This window comes from Sphingomonas sp. IC-56 (genome assembly GCF_021043375.1).
Classification (GTDB): Bacteria; Pseudomonadota; Alphaproteobacteria; order Sphingomonadales; family Sphingomonadaceae; genus Sphingomonas.
The window spans coordinates 64736-81539 of sequence record NZ_JAJNDV010000013.1 but is presented as its reverse complement, the minus strand read 5'-3'; the positions used below and the strand labels follow the sequence as shown (position 1 = coordinate 81539).

The 16804-nt window shown below is 64.7% G+C and carries 15 protein-coding genes; 6 read left to right on the top strand and 9 right to left on the bottom strand.

Features of this window, described 5'->3' with window-relative positions; all coding sequences use genetic code 11:
- Nucleotides 1-471 precede the first annotated feature (471 nt).
- A complete protein-coding gene (recA, locus tag LQ953_RS15370) occupies nt 472-1542 on the bottom strand; it encodes a recombinase RecA (RefSeq protein WP_330999448.1) in 1071 nt (356 codons plus the stop codon).
- Nucleotides 1543-1735: 193 nt separating this feature from the next.
- Between recA and LQ953_RS15365 the strand changes: the two genes are divergently transcribed.
- Nucleotides 1736-2452: an MOSC domain-containing protein gene (locus LQ953_RS15365; RefSeq protein ID WP_231031866.1), complete on the top strand. Its 717-nt coding sequence runs from the start codon at nt 1736-1738 to the stop codon at nt 2450-2452.
- A gap of 27 nt (nt 2453-2479) precedes the next feature.
- On the opposite strand, the gene LQ953_RS15360 is transcribed toward LQ953_RS15365, so the two are convergent.
- The 6 genes from LQ953_RS15360 to dapA form a co-directional block, all read right to left on the bottom strand.
- Nucleotides 2480-2833 (bottom strand): response regulator, encoded by a 354-nt coding sequence (locus LQ953_RS15360; RefSeq protein ID WP_231031865.1) that lies wholly within the window; start codon nt 2831-2833, stop codon nt 2480-2482.
- Between the two features lie 39 nt (nt 2834-2872).
- The gene (locus tag LQ953_RS15355; RefSeq protein ID WP_231031864.1) at nt 2873-5260 is read right to left on the bottom strand and encodes a hybrid sensor histidine kinase/response regulator; all 2388 of its coding nucleotides are present in this window, start codon (nt 5258-5260) and stop codon (nt 2873-2875) included.
- An 80-nt stretch (nt 5261-5340) separates the two neighbouring features.
- On the bottom strand, nt 5341-7434 hold the full coding sequence (locus LQ953_RS15350; protein WP_231031863.1) for a M13 family metallopeptidase: 2094 nt from the start codon (nt 7432-7434) through the stop codon (nt 5341-5343).
- 53 nt (nt 7435-7487) lie between these two features.
- Nucleotides 7488-8042, bottom strand: coding sequence for a DUF2062 domain-containing protein (locus LQ953_RS15345; protein WP_231031862.1), 555 nt, complete (start codon nt 8040-8042; stop codon nt 7488-7490).
- Between the two features lie 31 nt (nt 8043-8073).
- The gene (smpB, locus tag LQ953_RS15340; RefSeq protein WP_231031861.1) at nt 8074-8556 is read right to left on the bottom strand and encodes an SsrA-binding protein SmpB; all 483 of its coding nucleotides are present in this window, start codon (nt 8554-8556) and stop codon (nt 8074-8076) included.
- Nucleotides 8557-8606: 50 nt separating this feature from the next.
- Nucleotides 8607-9488: a 4-hydroxy-tetrahydrodipicolinate synthase gene (dapA, locus tag LQ953_RS15335; RefSeq protein ID WP_231031860.1), complete on the bottom strand. Its 882-nt coding sequence runs from the start codon at nt 9486-9488 to the stop codon at nt 8607-8609.
- 68 nt (nt 9489-9556) lie between these two features.
- Here dapA and LQ953_RS15330 point away from each other — a divergent pair, with 68 nt between their 5' ends.
- The 4 genes from LQ953_RS15330 (at nt 9557) to LQ953_RS15315 (ending at nt 12744) form a co-directional block, all read left to right on the top strand.
- Nucleotides 9557-11572 carry a lytic transglycosylase domain-containing protein gene (locus LQ953_RS15330; protein WP_231031869.1) on the top strand — a complete coding sequence of 672 codons (2016 nt, stop codon included), beginning with the start codon at nt 9557-9559 and terminating at the stop codon, nt 11570-11572.
- Between the two features lie 15 nt (nt 11573-11587).
- Nucleotides 11588-12064: a transcription elongation factor GreB gene (gene greB, locus LQ953_RS15325; RefSeq protein WP_231031859.1), complete on the top strand. Its 477-nt coding sequence runs from the start codon at nt 11588-11590 to the stop codon at nt 12062-12064.
- A gap of 108 nt (nt 12065-12172) precedes the next feature.
- The gene (locus tag LQ953_RS15320; RefSeq protein ID WP_231031858.1) at nt 12173-12451 is read left to right on the top strand and encodes an acylphosphatase; all 279 of its coding nucleotides are present in this window, start codon (nt 12173-12175) and stop codon (nt 12449-12451) included.
- 53 nt (nt 12452-12504) lie between these two features.
- Nucleotides 12505-12744 carry a hypothetical protein gene (locus tag LQ953_RS15315; protein WP_231031857.1) on the top strand — a complete coding sequence of 80 codons (240 nt, stop codon included), beginning with the start codon at nt 12505-12507 and terminating at the stop codon, nt 12742-12744.
- A 16-nt stretch (nt 12745-12760) separates the two neighbouring features.
- Here the strand turns inward: LQ953_RS15315 and LQ953_RS15310 are convergent, their stop codons facing one another.
- Together LQ953_RS15310 and ettA are read right to left on the bottom strand one after the other, a co-directional pair.
- Complete coding sequence (locus LQ953_RS15310) at nt 12761-13447, bottom strand: DUF3108 domain-containing protein (RefSeq protein ID WP_231031856.1); 687 nt, start codon at nt 13445-13447, stop codon at nt 12761-12763.
- A 67-nt stretch (nt 13448-13514) separates the two neighbouring features.
- The gene (gene ettA / locus LQ953_RS15305) at nt 13515-15194 is read right to left on the bottom strand and encodes an energy-dependent translational throttle protein EttA (protein ID WP_231031855.1); all 1680 of its coding nucleotides are present in this window, start codon (nt 15192-15194) and stop codon (nt 13515-13517) included.
- A 138-nt stretch (nt 15195-15332) separates the two neighbouring features.
- On the opposite strand from ettA, the gene LQ953_RS15300 reads away from it, so the two are divergent.
- Nucleotides 15333-16712 (top strand): M28 family peptidase, encoded by a 1380-nt coding sequence (locus LQ953_RS15300; RefSeq protein ID WP_231031854.1) that lies wholly within the window; start codon nt 15333-15335, stop codon nt 16710-16712.
- Nucleotides 16713-16804: the final 92 nt, after the last annotated feature.

Below are 16804 nucleotides of genomic sequence, written 5' to 3'. Positions count from 1 at the left end.
GCGCCCACGGTCCAGGCAAGAACCCAAACAAGCCGTCAAACTCCCCCCACGTCATCCCGGCCTTGAGCCGGGATCCCGCTTCTTCTTCTCGGTCACAAGGCAGCGGGACCCCGGCTCAAGGCCGGGGTGACGAAGAAGGAGTACCTGGTTCCCCGGCAAAGGCCGGGGCCCAGTCTCGACGCACTATGAGGCGACAGGCTGCCCGTCCGCAGATGGGGCCCGCCCCGTCCTCCGGCGAGGCCAAGTGCAGTCCCCCGCACCCTTGAGGCGACAGGGCACACCTCAAAGACCATAGCAGTTGGACCCCGCCCACCTGCAAACCGCAACACCACGGCCCGTAACGGGAAGGTCACCGCCCCAGACGCGCCCCTCCCACGCCCAAACAAAAAGACCCGGCGCAGAAAACTACGCCGGGCCCAAACCCACATCCAACACCACCCCTCGCCCAGGCGAGGAACGGCCGGCTCAAAATCAAAGGTCGTCGTCAGGCTCCGGACCGGTCATCAGCCCTTCGGCCACCTGCTCGGTACGCCCGCGGATCGCGGCTTCCAGGCGGCTGCACAGCTCAACATTGTCCCGCAGGAAGTTCTTGGCGTTCTCCCGGCCCTGGCCGATGCGGACGCTGTCATAGCTGAACCAGGCACCAGCCTTTTCCACCAGCCCGGCCTTGACGCCGATGTCCAAGATCTCGCCGATCTTGGAGATGCCTTCGCCATACATGATGTCGAACTCGACCTGCTTGAACGGCGGGGCGACCTTGTTCTTCACCACCTTCACACGCGTGGAGTTGCCGATGATGTCGTCGCGATCCTTGATCTGCCCGGTGCGGCGGATGTCGAGGCGGACCGAGGCGTAGAATTTCAGCGCGTTGCCGCCGGTCGTGGTTTCCGGATTGCCGTACATCACGCCGATCTTCATGCGCAGCTGGTTGATGAAGATCACCATGCAGCGCGAGCGGCTGATCGAGCCGGTCAGCTTGCGCAGCGACTGCGACATCAGGCGCGCCTGGAGGCCGACATGGCTGTCGCCCATTTCGCCTTCGATCTCGGCACGGGGCACCAGCGCGGCGACCGAGTCCACCACCAGCACGTCGATCGCGTTGGAGCGTACCAGCGTGTCGACGATCTCCAGCGCCTGCTCGCCGGTGTCCGGCTGCGACACGATCAGCTCGTCGATGTTGACGCCCAGCTTCTTGGCATAGACGGGATCAAGCGCGTGCTCGGCGTCGACGAACGCAGCGGTGCCGCCATTCTTCTGCGCCTCGGCAATGACATGGAGCGCGAGCGTGGTCTTGCCCGAGCTTTCCGGACCATAGACTTCGATCACGCGGCCGCGCGGCAGGCCGCCGACGCCGAGAGCAATGTCGAGCCCCAGCGACCCCGTCGAGATCGCCTCGACCTGCATCGCCTCCTTCGAGCCCAGCTTCATGGCCGAGCCCTTGCCGAACGCGCGGTCGATCTGCGCGAGGGCGGCGTCGAGCGCCTTTTGCTTGTCTGTGGATGCCGCCATGTTGCCGTCGATTACCTTGAGGGATGCTGCCATCGGATGTCCCCGTCGCTAGAGCGTTTGCGCAGTTCGTTCAATCTGTGATCGAGTGTGTACCGCATTTGTTCTTACAGAACAAGAGGGGAACTTACACTCGAATTCCGATAGTTAATCCCCAGCCAACCTGTTTTCCGCGTCTACCAGATGCTGGCCGCATTGCCTGGCCCGGCAGGCACGATAGCGCCCGGCAATGTCGCGCATCCTGGGCCATGTCGCCGAACTTCACCGCTACCCCGTCAAGTCCATGGGCGGCGAATCCCTGACATGTGCCGAACTCGACTGGCAGGGCATCGAGGGTGACCGGCAATATGCCTGGGTGCGCACCAACAATGCGTCCCGTTTTCCATGGCTCACCGCCCGCGAGGTCCCAGCGATGTTGCAGCACAAGGCCCGCTTCGCCGAACCGGAGTCCCCCAAACGCAGTCCGGTGCTGGTCGAGGCCCCCGACGGCACCGTGCAGTCCCTGCACGACCCGCTGCTACGCGCGCATCTCGAAACCGCGGCAGGCGAGCCGGCACACCTCATTCAGGTCGCGCGCGGCGTGTACGATTCCATGCCGGTCTCGATCCAGACCACCGCCGCCCACAAGCGTGTCGAGGCCGCGCATGGCAGCGCCATCGATCCGCGCCGGTTCCGCACCAACATCGTGATCGACAGCGCGCTGCAAGTGGACGACTGGCAAGGCTTGCGGCTGACGTTCGGGAGCGAGGAGGACGGTGCGGTGGTGCACTGCGCCGGTCCGATCCCGCGCTGCGTTCTGGTCACGATCGATCCCGCTACCGGCGCCAAGGAGCCCAAAATCCTGCGGACCGTCGCGCAGCATTTCGGCAACGCCTACGGCATCTATGCCGGTCCAGCGAGGCCGGGACTTATCCGGCTAGGCGACGCGGTCCGGATGGCGGACTGAGGCCAACCTACCTCGACGCGGCAGACGTCAGGCGAGCCCGTCCAGCGCCCTCTCGACACCATCCATGGTGAATGGCTTGGACAGGATCGGGCGGCTGCGGAACGGTTCGGCGATCATGTCGCCTGCCCCGCCGGTCGCCAGGATGAAGGGGATACCTTCCTTCGCCAGCCGCTCGGCCACCGGCCAGCTCTGTTCGCCGGCGCGCAGATTGACGTCGAGGATCGCCGCATCGATCCCGCCCTGTTCGATCAAGGCGATCGCGCCCGCGACGTTGTCGGCGGCGCCAGCGACTTCGCGGTCGAGCGCGTCAATAAAATCCTCGAGCATCATCGAGATCAACGGTTCATCTTCGACGATCAGGATGCGGCGCGTAGAGGACATAAAGGGCAGCCTTACAGAGATATGTGGGGTGGCCAAGCTTTATTTGCTGTTAAGAATGTCCCTGGCCGCCTCCGCAAGCTGCTGCACGGAAAAGGGCTTGGGCAGGAACGCCACATTGTCGAGATCGATCGACCGGCGTAGTTGCTCTTCGGCATAACCCGACATGAAAAGGATAGGCAGGTCCGGATGTTTACGCCGCACCTGCCGCGCCATGCTGGGCCCGTCCATCAGCGGCATGACGACATCGCTGATAAGCAGGTCGGGCCGGTCCATGCCTTCCAGCATCTCCAGCGCGACCTCGCCATTTTCCGCCGTCACGACCGTATAGCCCTGGCGGCTGAGCGCACGCTCGGCAATGGCGCGGACCATGTCCTCGTCCTCTACCACCAGCACGGTGCCGCTGCCCCAAAGGTCCGCGGGCTTTTCCTTCGACACCGGCGCCTTGGCAACCTGCGCCTCGGGCGCGGCGTGAACGGGTAGATAGACCGTGAACTCGGCGCCGCCACTCGGAAGATTGTCCGCGAAGATGAAGCCGCCGGACTGCTTGATGATGCCGTACACGGTGGACAGACCCAAACCGGTGCCCTTCCCCACTTCCTTGGTAGTGAAAAAGGGTTCAAAAATCTTGGGCAGGATCTCGGCCGGAATGCCAGTGCCCGTATCGGCGATGCGCAGCGCGGTATAGTCGCCCAGCGGCAGCACGTCGTCGTCCATTCGGCGGACTTCCGAGGCGGATACCGCCAGCGTCTCGATCGTCAGTGTCCCGCCGCCATTGGGATTGGCCGACAGCATGGCGTCGCGGGCATTGACGGCCAGATTGACGACCACCTGTTCGAGCTGGCCGGGATCGGCACGGACGGGCCCGAGATTGCGGCCATGCTTGACCTCCAGGCGCACGGTTTCACCCAGCAACCGCTTGAGGAGGTTGGACACTTCCGAGATCACGTCGGGGATCTGCAGGATTTGCGGCCGCAGCGTCTGCTGGCGCGAAAAGGCGAGCAGCTGGCGTGTCAGGCTGGCGGCGCGATTGGAATTAGCGCGGATCTGCTGGATGTCGTCATAATCGCTGTCGCCGGGCGAATGGCGCATCAGCATCAGGTCGCAATGCCCGATGATCGCAGTCAGGATGTTGTTGAAGTCATGGGCAACGCCGCCGGCGAGCTGGCCGACCGCCTGCATCTTGGTGGCTTGGGCCACCTGACGCTTGAGCTTGCCCTCCTCGCCCGAATCCTTGAGGCTGATGAGTACCGCAGCATCGCCGAGCCCGCGCGCGCCGGCGATGGTAAGCGCCACGGGTTCTTCGGGTGCATCGTTGAAGCGGACCGTCATCTCCGCCGATTGAGCCGCCCCCCCGGCGAAACGACGGACGGCGTCGGCAAGCGCGGCCTTGTCCTCGCGCACCACCAAGTCAATCGGGTAGAGTGGCGGGGCCGCGGCGTTAATCCGCGCGGCGCGCACGAACGGGTCGTTCATGTGCACGAAGCGCCCGTCGCGATCGATCAGGGCAATGCCCGATGGCAGCAGTGCGATCAGCGAACGCACATGCGCGGCGGCGCTGGGCCCGATGGCAGGCGTGGGAAGGTTGATGTCCTCCTCGTCGAGAAGCGCCACCAGCATGGGCGAATCCTCCCCCTCCAGGAATGGGATCTGGAGGACGCGCAACGGCGTGCCGGTCATCCCCTCGCGTTCGAACCGAACAAGCCCGACCGAGTCCGTAATGAGGAAGCGCGCGAAGTCGCGGCCCTCTATCGCAGCCTCTACCGCGCCCATGGCGCGTGCGCGGAATACCGGATTGGCAGCCCGGATCCGGCCATTAGGCGTAACCAGCACCGTCATGATGCCGGCAGCTCCCAGCCGGTCACCCGTCGCTCCGTCGATCAGATCCTGCAGCTGATTGGCGAGGTCAAGCGCCTGAATACCCACGAACCGCCACACCAGCGACTCATCGCCCGAACGGGCTACATGAGCAGCGATGGGCGCGCCGAAGACCTGGATGTTCTCCGCCCTTCCCTCGCCATCGCGCCACGCGGCGCGGGCGGCCTGGCCAAGCGCATCGGCGGCAGTGTCGCTGATCGGCAGGTTGGGCGGGGTCGGCCATCCCCCGAACAGCGCTTCGTAGCGATCATTGGCGCATACCAGCTTGCCCGAGCGGTCCGTCACTGCAAGCGCGTCCGAGCTGGCCGCGGCGAGTGCGTGCGCAACCGTCCAGTCGGCACGCGGCTCGGCCACCGCCTCGCTGCGGAACAGGTGACGGGCGGACAGGAGCAGCCCGACGAAGAGCAAGCCAGCCCCGGCGAAGCCGACCGCGATCGCCAGGTCATTCAGCGTGAACAGCACCAGCGCCGCCGCCGCAAAGCCCGCCACGAGCGCCGCGGCGAGCGGCAGCAGGAGCGTCCTTGTGCTGGAAGTCTGGGGCAGCGTAGCCATGGCCCTCAGCGTTGTTCGGTCAAGAAGCCGCGGTCAAGCCATTCCCCCTCCACGAGCGGAGGGGGAATGCGTGGAAGCGCTTACCAGATGCGGACGCGCTGTTCGGGGGTGAGGAACAGGCGCGCGGTCGGAGCCGGCGCAAAGGCCGCGTACCACGGGTCCAGGTTGCGCACGACCCATGCCCGCTGCTCGGAGGGCGAGTGCGGATCGGTCAGCAGCCGCTGGCGCAGGTTCGCCTCACGGTAATTGCGCCGCCACACCTGCGCCCAGCCCAGATAGAATCGCTGGTCGCCGGTGGTCCCCTCCAGCACCGGCGCGCCCTGGCCGTTGAGCGACGTCTTGTACGCGTCATAGGCAACGGTCAGCCCCGCCAGATCGGCTACGTTCTCGCCCAGCGTCAGCGCACCCTTCACGTTCAGACCCGGCAGCGGCTCATACTGATCATATTGCGCGATCAGTGCGTCGGTGCGCTTCTTGAACGCCGCAACGTCGCCCGGCGTCCACCAGTCGGTCAGGCGGCCCTCGGCATTGTACTTGGCGCCCTGGTCATCGAAATGGTGGCTGAGCTCATGCCCGATCACCGCGCCGATACCGCCATAGTTGACCGCGGGGTCGGCATTCGGATCAAAGAAGGGCGGCTGCAGGATGGCGGCGGGGAAGACGATCTCGACCATGCCGAAATTGGCATAGGCGTTCACTTCCATTGGGGTCATGCCCCATTCCCAGCGCTGGAGCGGCTTGCCGAGATGGCCGACATTCTCGTCATGCGACCAGTTGTTGGCGCGCACATTGTTGCCGAACGCATCGCCGGCGACGATCTGAAGGTTGGAATAGTCGCGCCAGCGGTCGGGATAACCGATCTTGGGCGTGAACGCCGCCAGCTTAGCATGCGCCTTCACCTTGGTCTCTGGCGCCATCCAGTCCAGCTGGTCGATGCGGCGGTCCATGGCGGCCAGAACGTTCTTCACCAGCGCGTCGGCCGCAGCCTTGGTCTCCGGCGGGAAGTATTTGGCGACATAGGCCTTGCTGACCTCGTCCGAGACCGCGCCGGTGGTGAAGTCCACCGCCCGCTTCCAGCGGGCTTCCTGCTCCGGCGTGCCCGACAGCACGGTGCCGTAGAAAGCGAACTGTTCCTTATCGAACGCGCTGGGCAGCACATCGGCGAAATTGTCGAGGCTGCGCACCAGCAGCTGGTCCTTCAGCACCGCGATCGGCGTGGTGCGGACCAGCCGGGCAATGCCGCTAACCGCCGTGGGTTGCGCGACGATCACGCTGTCCACCGGCGCGCCGATACCGTTGAAATAGCCGCGGAAGTCGAAGCCCGGCGCCGTCCGGGCAAGCTGCGCGACGGTCATCTTGTTGTAGGTCTTGTTCGCGTCGCGGCTGTCGATGCGGGTCCAGTGCGCCTGGGCGATCCGAGTCTCAAACGCCACGATCGCCTTGGCGCGCGCGGCGGCGTTGAGCTCACCAGCCAGCGTCAGTACGTTCGCCAGGTGCTTTTCATACGCCGCCTTGGTTTCGACCAGCTTGGCGTCCTTGGACAGGTAATAATCGCGGTCTGGCATGCCCAGGCCACCCTGGCTCACGCTCAGCGCGTAGACCTCGGGGTTCTTGTCGTCCTGTCCCACATAGGAACCGAACAGCCCGCGCACGCCGTTGCGATCGGCCTGTGCGTAGAGCGCCGTCAGCCCCTGCTTGGTATTCACGGCCTTGATCTGGTTCAGCCACGGCTGAATCGGCGTCAGCCCCTTCGCGTCGATCGCGGCGGTGTCTAGATAGGTTGCATAAGTGGTGCCGATCTGCGAGCTGGGATCCGCCTTGGCAGCTTCCAGGATCTCGCGGGTACGCGCCTGCGAGAGGTCGGCAAGCACGTTAAACGCGCCATAGTTCGACTTGTCCGCAGGGATCGTGGTCGAACGCGCCCAAGCGCCATTGGCATGCCCGTAGAAATCGTCACCCGGCGCGATGGAGCGGTCCATGCCCGCCGTATCGAAGCCATAGGTGCCCAGCTGCGGCCGCGGCGTATCTGCCGGCGCTACAGGGCCGACGGCAACCTGGGAAACCGTCGCAGTCTGTTCAGCGACCGAAGCCGGCGGCGGGGTGTCGCCCTGCGTACAGCCCGCGAGCAGCACCGGCGCGGCAAGGAAGGAAGTGGCGAGCAGCGAAATGCGCATTCAGACGGTCCCCAGAAGGTGGAGCCGCCGTCTTAACTACTTGCCATGGCGCGTCAATCGACGTGCTGACGGCTCGCTTCGTCGGATGCCGCGTGTGCCTCATGCGCACGCTCGCGCTTGTTCCACTTGTGCACGATCCACCACCGCCAGCCGAGCGCGCTGACCAGATAGCCCAGCACCGCCCCCAGCACCGCGCAGATAACCATACCCAGCGCAGTTGGCAGTCCGACGTCGGCGGCAAGCCAGTGCAGCCACCCTCCGTCCTGCGCCGCAGTCTGGGCGACGGCAGCGGTGGGACCGCCCAGCCCCAGGCTCCACGCCCCGACCTGGTAATAGAGCAGGAAGAGGAACGGTGTGGTGATCGGATTCGTGAAAAACGTGGTGAGCGCCGCCGCCGGCACATTTGCGCGCAGGGGAAGCGCCAGCACGGCCGAAGCCGGGATCTGCCCCATCGGGATCAGGATGCCGGTGAACATGCCCAGCGCCACGCCCCGAGGGATCGATCGGCGCGTCATCCGCCACAGCGCGGGATGCAAGATGCGATGGCCAAGCGGCTTCAGCCAGCGATTGGACTCAAAGCTTTCGCGCGTGGGCAGGTTGCGGTTCACCCAAGCCCGAAATCGCGTGATCAAGCCTCGCTCAGCCACGGTCGCGGAGCAACCGGCCCTGCTCCCGCTTCCAGTCGCGCTCCTTGATCGAGTCCCGCTTGTCATGCGTCTTCTTGCCCTTTGCGAGCGCGAGCTCGACCTTGGCGCGTCCCCTGCCGTTAAAATAAACGGACAAGGGCACCAGCGTCATGCCTTCGCGCGCCACCGCGCCATGAAGCTTGTTTATCTCGCGCTCATGAAGGAGCAATTTACGCGGCCGCTTGGGCTCGTGATTGAAGCGGTTGCCGTGGCTGAATTCGGGAATGTTGGCGTTGACCAGCCACACGCCGTCGTCCTTCACCTCGGCATAGGCCTCCGCGATCGAGCCTTCGCCAAAACGCAGCGACTTGACCTCGGTACCGGTGAGCGCAAGCCCCGCCTCGTACACGGTCTCGATGAAATACTCGAAACGCGCGCGCCGGTTCTCGGCGACGGTTTTCACTTTCTCGAAGGTAGCGGGACGCGGACGGGCCATAGGAGGGCGGGATGTAGGAGCGCGATGCGCTAAAAGCCAGCGATTGTCGGTCAGATCAGGCCGGCATGCACCATTGCCGCGTCGACTGCGCGCCGGCTCGCTTCCCCCGCCTCCGTCATCGGCAATCGCAGCTCGGTCGGGAAGCTCGGGCGAACCTTCCCCAGCGCGTACTTCACCGGCCCTGGCGAAGCGTCGGTGAACATCGCGATGTGCAGCGGATATAGCCGGTCGTGCAGTTCCAGGGCGCGCGCGGTATCGCCGGCACCCCAGGCAGCCTGGAAGTCCGCGCACAAGCGCGGCGCAACGTTGGCGGTGACCGAGATGCACCCAACCCCGCCCATCGCATTGAACGCCAGCGCCGTTTCGTCATTGCCGGACAACTGGATGAAAACGGCGCCGCACCCGGCCCGCTGCTCGGACACGCGGCCAAGCTGGCCAGTGGCATCCTTCACACCGAGATAGATGTCGGGAAACGCCTGGACGATCCGTGCCATGGTCGTCGGCTGGATGTCAGTCACGGTGCGGCCGGGCACATTATAGAGAACCACCGGCAGCGCTGCATCGCGGGCAATCGCCTCGAAGTGGCGGAAGATGCCTTCCTGGCTCGGCCGGTTGTAATAAGGCGGCACCATCAACACGGCGTCGGCACCGGCCTGCTTGGCCGCATGAACATTGGCGATCGCGACGCGAGTGTCGTTGGAGCCCGCGCCGGCAAGCACCGGCACCCTGCCCGCAGCCTGCTCGACACAGGCGCGAACGACGCGGAAATGCTCCTCAGTGGGCATGGTCGCGGCTTCACCGGTCGTGCCGCACGGAACCAGCCCCGTCGACCCTTCGGCAATCTGCCATTCAACAAAGGCGCGGTATTCGTCTTCAGCGAAGACGCCGTTGCGGAATGGCGTGACCAGCGCCGGGATGGAGCCTGCAAACATGGAAAATACTTCCTCAAACCCGCAATTCGGGTCTGGCAGATAGGCGGCGATCTCGTATCATGTCCAGTATGGTGGCGCGTGTGATCAAAAGCGTATTTCTGCTGGCCGGCGTATCCGGGCTGGCGGCAACTTCCGACCTTACCCAGGCGCATATCCAATGGGTGCGTCAGGCGATCAGTCCTGGCGCCGGCCAAACCGTGCAGCCAGTGCCCGGCGCGGGGTACAACGACCCGCTAAACCTCACGATCGATGCATGGAAACGGCTGCAACAGTCGGATAACTGGCCGTTTTCCGATTACGCGAACTTCCTGCTCGCGCATCCCGGCTGGCCCGGCGAGACCAGCCGCCAGACGGCGGCGGAGACGGTGCTGGATAATGGCGCCTCGATGCCCGGGCTGGTGGTGCGCTTCTTTGAACGCTTCGCCCCGCGCACTGCCGCGGGTCACCTGCGCTATGCCGAAGCCCTGGCCGTGTCGGGTCGCCGTGCCGAGGCGGACGACCACGCACGCAGGGCCTGGCGCATGGGCGTGTTGCGCCCCAATGATGAAGCCCGCCTGACCGGCTCTTTTCTCAACGCACTTACGCCTGCGGATCATGACACCCGCATGGACATGCTGTTGTGGCGCGGCGCCACCGACGCGGCACGGCGGCAGATCGCGTTTGTATCCCCCGGGCGGCGCGCCCTCTTCGACGCGAGGCTGGCTTATCGCACGCGCGCTCAGGACGCCGATGCGCGCGGCGCGGCGGCGATGGACGTCGCCCGCAACGATGCCGGCTTCCTGGCGGACCGCGCCACCTGGCTGCGCGACACGGGGCAGAGCCCGGCCTCACGGGAGTCGCTGGCGAACCGCCCGGCTCTTGCGGCGGCTCCCGGCGATCTTGAGGAATGGTATGAAGTTCTCCTGACCGCCGCGCGCGGCGCAGCCGCGGATGGGCAGTTCAGCCTCGCATATCGGATTGCCAGCCGCGTCGACGATGCCGTGCCGCCCGGCGCATTGGTCGCCGACATGCCGCTCGGCGAACGCGACGACTATACCAGCCTCACCTGGCTCGCCGGCACGGTGGCTTTGTACAACCTGCAACGTCCCGGCGACGCGGCCGGCATGTTCGAACGCTACTCGCGCGGGTCGAAGACGCCGCAGACGCAGTCGAAGGGTCTCTATTGGGCAGGCCGCGCGGCAGAGGCGGCGGGCGACACCGCGGCGGCGCAGGGTTTCTATGCCCGAGCCGGCGGCTTCCCCGACCTGTACTACGGGCAGCTTGCACTGGAACGGATGAGCCGCCCATTGCGCGCGCCCGCCAGCATCAGCAACCGTATCGTCGATGCGCCGACCCGCGACGCGTTTTTCCGACGCGAGACAGTGCGGGCCGCGCAGCTGCTTGGGCAGCTTGGCCGCCGCGAGGATCAGGGGCTGTTCATTCGACAGATCGCGCGCGATGCGACCACCGACACCGACCATGTTTTGGCCGCCGAACTATCGCGCACGATCGGCCGGCCCGATCTGGGCGTGATGGTCGGGCGCAGCGCACTGGAGAACGGCTTGTCCGATTACACCGTGGCTGGATACCCGTCCGTTCCGGTGCCGGAGAGCCAGAATGATTACTGGACGATCATCCACGCCATTGCGCGGCAGGAGAGCCAGTTCGACCGCAACGCCGTCAGCCATGCCGGCGCGCGGGGGTTGATGCAGCTGATGCCCGGCACGGCTGCCGAAGTCGCGAACCGTCTGGGTCTGGGCTATCGGCGCGACGCGCTGAACGCGGACACCAATTACAATATCCAGCTGGGATCAAGCTACTTCCAGCGCATGTTCGCACTCTATGGCAGCTATCCGCTTGCCGTCGCCGCCTACAATGCCGGTCCGGGCAATGTGAACAAGTGGATCCGGGCCAATGGCGATCCGCGCTCGCCGGGCGGCGACATGGTGCGGTGGGTGGAGAACATCCCTTATTTCGAAACCAAGAACTATGTGCAGCGGGTGCTGGAGAATGCCGTCGTGTACGACCTGTTGAACCCGCAGCGGGCACGCAGCCTGGGACCAGCGAACCTCAGCTGGTATCTTGGCAAGAACCGGCCGGGCTGATCCGGCGCAGGCACGATGGATCGACCCAATTACATCACGCCGGCCGGCTATGCCGCGCTGAAGGCCGAATATGACGCGCTGTTCGGGACCGAGAGGCCCAAGATCGTCGACGTCGTCTCCTGGGCTGCCGGCAATGGCGACCGCTCGGAAAATGGCGACTATCTGTACGGCCGAAAGCGGCTGCGCGAGATCGACCGCCGGCTGGGCTGGCTTTCCAAGCGGATGAAGGCGGCGAAAGTCGTTGATCCTACCCAGCAGGAGGATCGCGCACGCATCTTCTTCGGGGCAACGGTGCGGATCGCGGACGAGGACGACAATCACCGCACCGTAACGCTGGTCGGCGACGACGAGGCGGATGCCAGCCAGGGGCTGGTCGGCTGGAATGCGCCGATCGCGCGGGCGCTTCGCGGCGCTGCGGTCGGCGACCTGCGCCGGGTGATGCTGCCGGGCGGCGAGCGCGAATATGAAGTGATCGAGGTCTCCTACCCCTGATGCGTGCCGCAGATGCGGTAAACCGCGCCTCTGGATGCTGGCGTTTATTCGCCGGGTGCTAGAGATGGTCATGGGGCCGGGTGGGGCCTCGGGTTAAGCGTGGGGAATATGGCGACACAACGAATTTTCGTGTCGGGCCGCGTCCAGGGCGTCGGTTATCGCGACTGGGTAGTGCGCACGGCGCAGCGGAACGGCCTGACCGGCTATGTCCGCAACTTGAAAGACGGTCGCGTCGAAGTCGTCGCCTCCGGAGAGGAAGAACCACTCCAGACGCTGGTAGAGGCATGCCGCGGAGGACCGCCGATGGCGCGCGTGGAGCATGTTGAGAGCTTCCCGGCCGACGATGAGCGGGGGCACAAGGGGTTTACCAAACGCTTCACCGCTTGAGGCGGAACAGCCGCACTCCTCTAGCGATTGAACCGCTTGAAAGGAGACGGAAAGTGGAAAATCCCCGTACCGAAACCGCGCGTGACACCGACGACAGTGCGATGATCGAGAACCTCGAAACCGGCGTGAGCCAGGGCAGCACTTCAGGCGGAAACCTGGCACGCGACATCGCCACCGAAGATGAGTTGGCCGAAGTGACCGAGCCCGACGCAAGCACGCGAGTTCGCAAGGGCCACACCCTCGAACATGGAACTGAAGTCCGCCCCGATAGAGCACGGAACGCAGATAGCTGAGCCTCTAGCACACACTCTAGTGCTCGCCGGAGCCTCCGATGGCGCTGCAATCACCGCCCAGCGTCTGAGCGAACGGCCCGGCGACATTGCCGAGTTCGGCGTGGTCGGCTTTGCCGATCTGGTACCGCACCTTGCCACGCCGGCCGAGGTCCAACTCCACGACCCAGGCTTCCACCGGCCCTTCCGGCGTCTGCACGGTCTCATTGCCGACCACGTCGGCCACAAAGCGGCCGAGGCCCTTGTCGTACTGGTAAAAGGGCAACTCGTAATGACCGCCACCGGCAAGCGGCAGCGCCGCAAAGGTCAGGCCCCAGAGATTGCCGTCCCAGATCGGTCCGCTGACCGCCGTCTCAACGGGGGCTGCGCCTTTACGGATCGTCGTGATCTTGCCGGGAGCATAGCTGACGCGAACATGCTCTTCGCCGAATCGCTGATTTTCCATCGAAACGGGAGAAAGGTCGGCCCGACGCAGCACGAAATGATCGCGCATGTCGAACTTGCCGTCGTTCAGCCGCTGATGAATCACGATGTCCCAAACTGGCGTGCCATTCACCGTGGCAGCCGCGACAGTCTGTCGCACGGCACCAAGCACCTGCCCCTCACGCGACAGCGCGAAGCACCGCGTTCCGGCTCGCAGCCGGTTGCCATCGACGGCCGGAAGCGGAACAGCCTGAACGGCGGCGAGCAGAAGAAAGGTCAGCATGCACCGAAGCTAATCGGCACATGCTGACAAGGTCAAGGGTGTGTTAGCGCACCCGAACAGTCAAAGCTCACCGGGTCAGCTTCTTGTACGCCAGAGCCGTGGGACGATCAGCAGCGTCGCCCAGGCGGCGGCGCTTGTCCTCTTCATAGGCGTCGAAATTCCCCTCGAACCATTCGACATGGCTGTTGCCTTCGAACGCCAGGATGTGAGTCGCCAGACGGTCGAGGAAGAAGCGGTCGTGGCTGATGACCACGGCGCAGCCCGCAAAATTCTCGATCGCCTCCTCCAGCGCGCCTAGCGTTTCCACGTCGAGATCGTTGGTCGGCTCGTCGAGCAGCAGCACGTTGCCGCCGCGCTTCAGCATCTTGGCGATGTTGACGCGGTTGCGCTCACCACCCGACAGCTTGCCGACGTTCTTCTGCTGGTCCTGGCCCTTGAAATTGAACGCACCGACATAAGCACGGGTCGACTGGTCGTGCCCGTTGATCTTCATGTAGTCGAGCCCGTCGGAGATTTCCTCCCAGACGTTCTTCTTGTCGTCCAGATGATCGCGGCTCTGATCCACATAGCCCAGTCGCACCGTCGAACCCATTTCGATCGTGCCGGTGTCCGGAGTCTCCTGGCCGGTGATCAGCTTGAACAGCGTCGACTTGCCCGCGCCGTTCGGACCGATCACGCCGACGATGCCGCCGGCGGGCAGCGTGAAGGACAGGTTCTCGAACAACAGCTTGTCGCCATAGGCTTTGCTGACATTCTCGACTTCGATCACCTTGCCGCCCAGGCGCTCCGGCACCTGAATGACGATCTGGGCCTTGCCCGGCGTCCGGTTCTTCTGCGCCTCCACCAGTTGCTCGAACTTGGCGATACGCGCCTTGGACTTGGTCTGGCGCGCCTTGGCGCCCTGCCGGATCCATTCCAGCTCATTGCGGATCGCGGCTTTACGGCCGGATTCCTCGCGCTCCTCCTGTTCGAGACGCTTGGACTTCTTCTCGAGATAGGTCGAGTAATTGCCCTCGTACGGGAAGTACTTGCCGCGATCGATTTCCAGGATCCAGCCAACCACATTGTCGAGGAAGTAGCGGTCGTGGGTGATCATCAGCACCGCGCCGGCATATTCCTTCAGATGGTTTTCCAGCCACTTGACGCTCTCGGCGTCCAAGTGGTTGGTGGGCTCGTCGAGCAGCAGGATCGACGGCTTCTGGATCAGCAGCCGGGTCAGCGCCACGCGGCGCTTCTCACCACCGGACAAGTTCTCGACGGGCCAGTCGCTCGGCGGGCAGCGCAGTGCTTCCATCGCCACTTCCAGCTGATTGTCGAGCGTCCAGCCATCGACCGCGTCGATCTTGCCCTGAAGCTCGCCCATTTCCTCCATCAGCGCGTCGAAGTCGGTGTCCTCCTTGGGATCGCCCATTTCGGCCGAGATCGCATTGAAACGCTCCACCAGGTCGGCGGTCTCTCGAGCGCCGTCCTTCACGTTTTCCAGCACCGTCTTGCTCGGATCGAGCTGGGGCTCCTGCTCAAGATAGCCGACGGTGATGTTCTCGCCCGGCCATGCCTCACCGGTGAAATCGGTGTCGACGCCTGCCATGATCTTCATCAGCGTCGACTTGCCCGCGCCGTTCGGACCAACGATGCCGATCTTGGCGCCTTGATAGAATTGCAGGTTGATGTTGCTCAGCACCGGCTTGGGGGCGCCAGGGAAAGTCTTGGTCATGTCCTTCATGACGAAGGCGTATTGCGCGGCCACTCGACGGTCTCCGTTGCGATATTCTGGATGCGGGAAATTCGCACAGGCATGTAGCGATGCCGGCCGCTTTTGGCAACGCGAGGCGCCGGGGCGTCGCCGAGCATTGCAATTGTTTCGGAGCTGGTTAGCAATCCCGCCATGACCAAGCGCATCCTGCTTGCGGCCGCAGCCGCCCTCGCCCTTCCCCTCCCCGCGCTTGCGCAGACCGCGGAGCAGGTCGCCGCGTTGCGAGACGATGCACTAAAGAACGACACCCTTGCCTGGGACCTGACCGAAGGGCTGACGACCGAAGTGGGCCAGCGCCTCGCCGCCACCGAGGCAGAGGCGCGGGCGCGCGACTGGTCGGTCAAGCGGCTGACGGCGCTGGGCTTCAAGAATGTCCGCATCGAAACCTACCGCATGCCGGTATGGGTTCGCGGCGAAGAAACCGCCGACGTGATCGGCGCCTCCGCGCAGAAGCTGACGATTGCCGCGCTCGGCAATTCCGGCTCCACCGGTTCGCGCGGCGTGGAAGCCGAAATTGCCTATTTCCCGACCTTAGCCGATCTCCAGGCCGCCCCAGCGGGAAGCCTGAAGGGCAAGATCGCCTTTATCAGCCATTCCATGACCGCTACGCAGGACGGTTCGCAATATGGCTATTTCGGCGCGGTTCGGCGCCAAGGCCCAGCGCTTGCGGCTAGCAAGGGCGCAGTGGCAGTGTTGATCCGCTCGGTCGGGACCGACCATCACCGCAATCCGCATACCGGCGTGACCAGCTGGCCCACGGGCACCAAGCCGATCGCCGCTGCGGCGCTCTCGGTTCCCGATGCCGAGCAGCTCGAGCGGCTGCTGAAGCGCGGCCCGGTGAAGCTGCGCCTGCTGGTGACCCCGCAGTTCAAGGGTGAGGCAGAGTCCGGCAATGTGATCGCCGAAGTCCCCGGCAGCGAACCCTCAGCAGGCGTGGTTCTGATCGGCGGCCATCTCGACAGCTGGGACCTCGGCACCGGTGCCATTGACGACGCCTCGGGCCTTGGCATCACTACCGCCGCGGCGAAGCGTATCATGGATGCCGGCCAACCCCGGCGGACCATCCGCGTCGTCTGGTTCGGTGCGGAGGAAGTCGGCGGTTTTGGCGGCGAGGCATACGCCAAGGCGCACGGCCGCGAGCGCCACGTGCTGGCCACCGAATCCGACTTCGGCGCTGACCGGGTGTGGAAGTTCACCACCAACCTTCCTTCTGGAGCAGAGTCGATCGCCACCCGTCTCGCCACAGCCCTTGCGCCGCTGGGCATTTCCCGGAGCAGCGAAAAGGCACATGGCGGCACTGATGTAGGCCCTGTGCTGGCGCTCGGCGTGCCTGGAGTTGACCTGGAACAATCCGGCCTGCGCTATTTCGACTATCACCACACGCCCGACGATACGCTCGACAAGGTGGATGCGGGCGAATTGCGGCAAAACGTGGCGGCATGGACTGCCATGCTCGCGATCGTAGCCAACGCGCCCGAGGACATCGGACCTGTTGCCACCGATCATCGATAGCCTTGTTTTCGCCGCAATCACGGCGAAAATGCGGCGAGTTGAGGCTGAGTGTGTCTCCTTTGCGATTGACGGAGAGGAACCACACGCTATTT

Excerpts from the sequence above, each read along its gene's own strand:
- recA (WP_330999448.1), bottom strand. The coding sequence starts at position 1,542 with ATGGCAGCATCCCTCAAGGTAATCGACGGCAACATGGCGGCATCCACA.
- LQ953_RS15365 (WP_231031866.1), top strand. The coding sequence starts at position 1,736 with ATGTCGCGCATCCTGGGCCATGTCGCCGAACTTCACCGCTACCCCGTC.
- LQ953_RS15360 (WP_231031865.1), bottom strand. The coding sequence starts at position 2,833 with ATGTCCTCTACGCGCCGCATCCTGATCGTCGAAGATGAACCGTTGATC.
- LQ953_RS15355 (WP_231031864.1), bottom strand. The coding sequence starts at position 5,260 with ATGGCTACGCTGCCCCAGACTTCCAGCACAAGGACGCTCCTGCTGCCG.
- LQ953_RS15350 (WP_231031863.1), bottom strand. The coding sequence starts at position 7,434 with ATGCGCATTTCGCTGCTCGCCACTTCCTTCCTTGCCGCGCCGGTGCTG.
- smpB (WP_231031861.1), bottom strand. The coding sequence starts at position 8,556 with ATGGCCCGTCCGCGTCCCGCTACCTTCGAGAAAGTGAAAACCGTCGCC.
- dapA (WP_231031860.1), bottom strand. The coding sequence starts at position 9,488 with ATGTTTGCAGGCTCCATCCCGGCGCTGGTCACGCCATTCCGCAACGGC.
- LQ953_RS15330 (WP_231031869.1), top strand. The coding sequence starts at position 9,557 with ATGGTGGCGCGTGTGATCAAAAGCGTATTTCTGCTGGCCGGCGTATCC.
- greB (WP_231031859.1), top strand. The coding sequence starts at position 11,588 with ATGGATCGACCCAATTACATCACGCCGGCCGGCTATGCCGCGCTGAAG.
- LQ953_RS15320 (WP_231031858.1), top strand. The coding sequence starts at position 12,173 with ATGGCGACACAACGAATTTTCGTGTCGGGCCGCGTCCAGGGCGTCGGT.
- LQ953_RS15310 (WP_231031856.1), bottom strand. The coding sequence starts at position 13,447 with ATGCTGACCTTTCTTCTGCTCGCCGCCGTTCAGGCTGTTCCGCTTCCG.
- LQ953_RS15300 (WP_231031854.1), top strand. The coding sequence starts at position 15,333 with ATGACCAAGCGCATCCTGCTTGCGGCCGCAGCCGCCCTCGCCCTTCCC.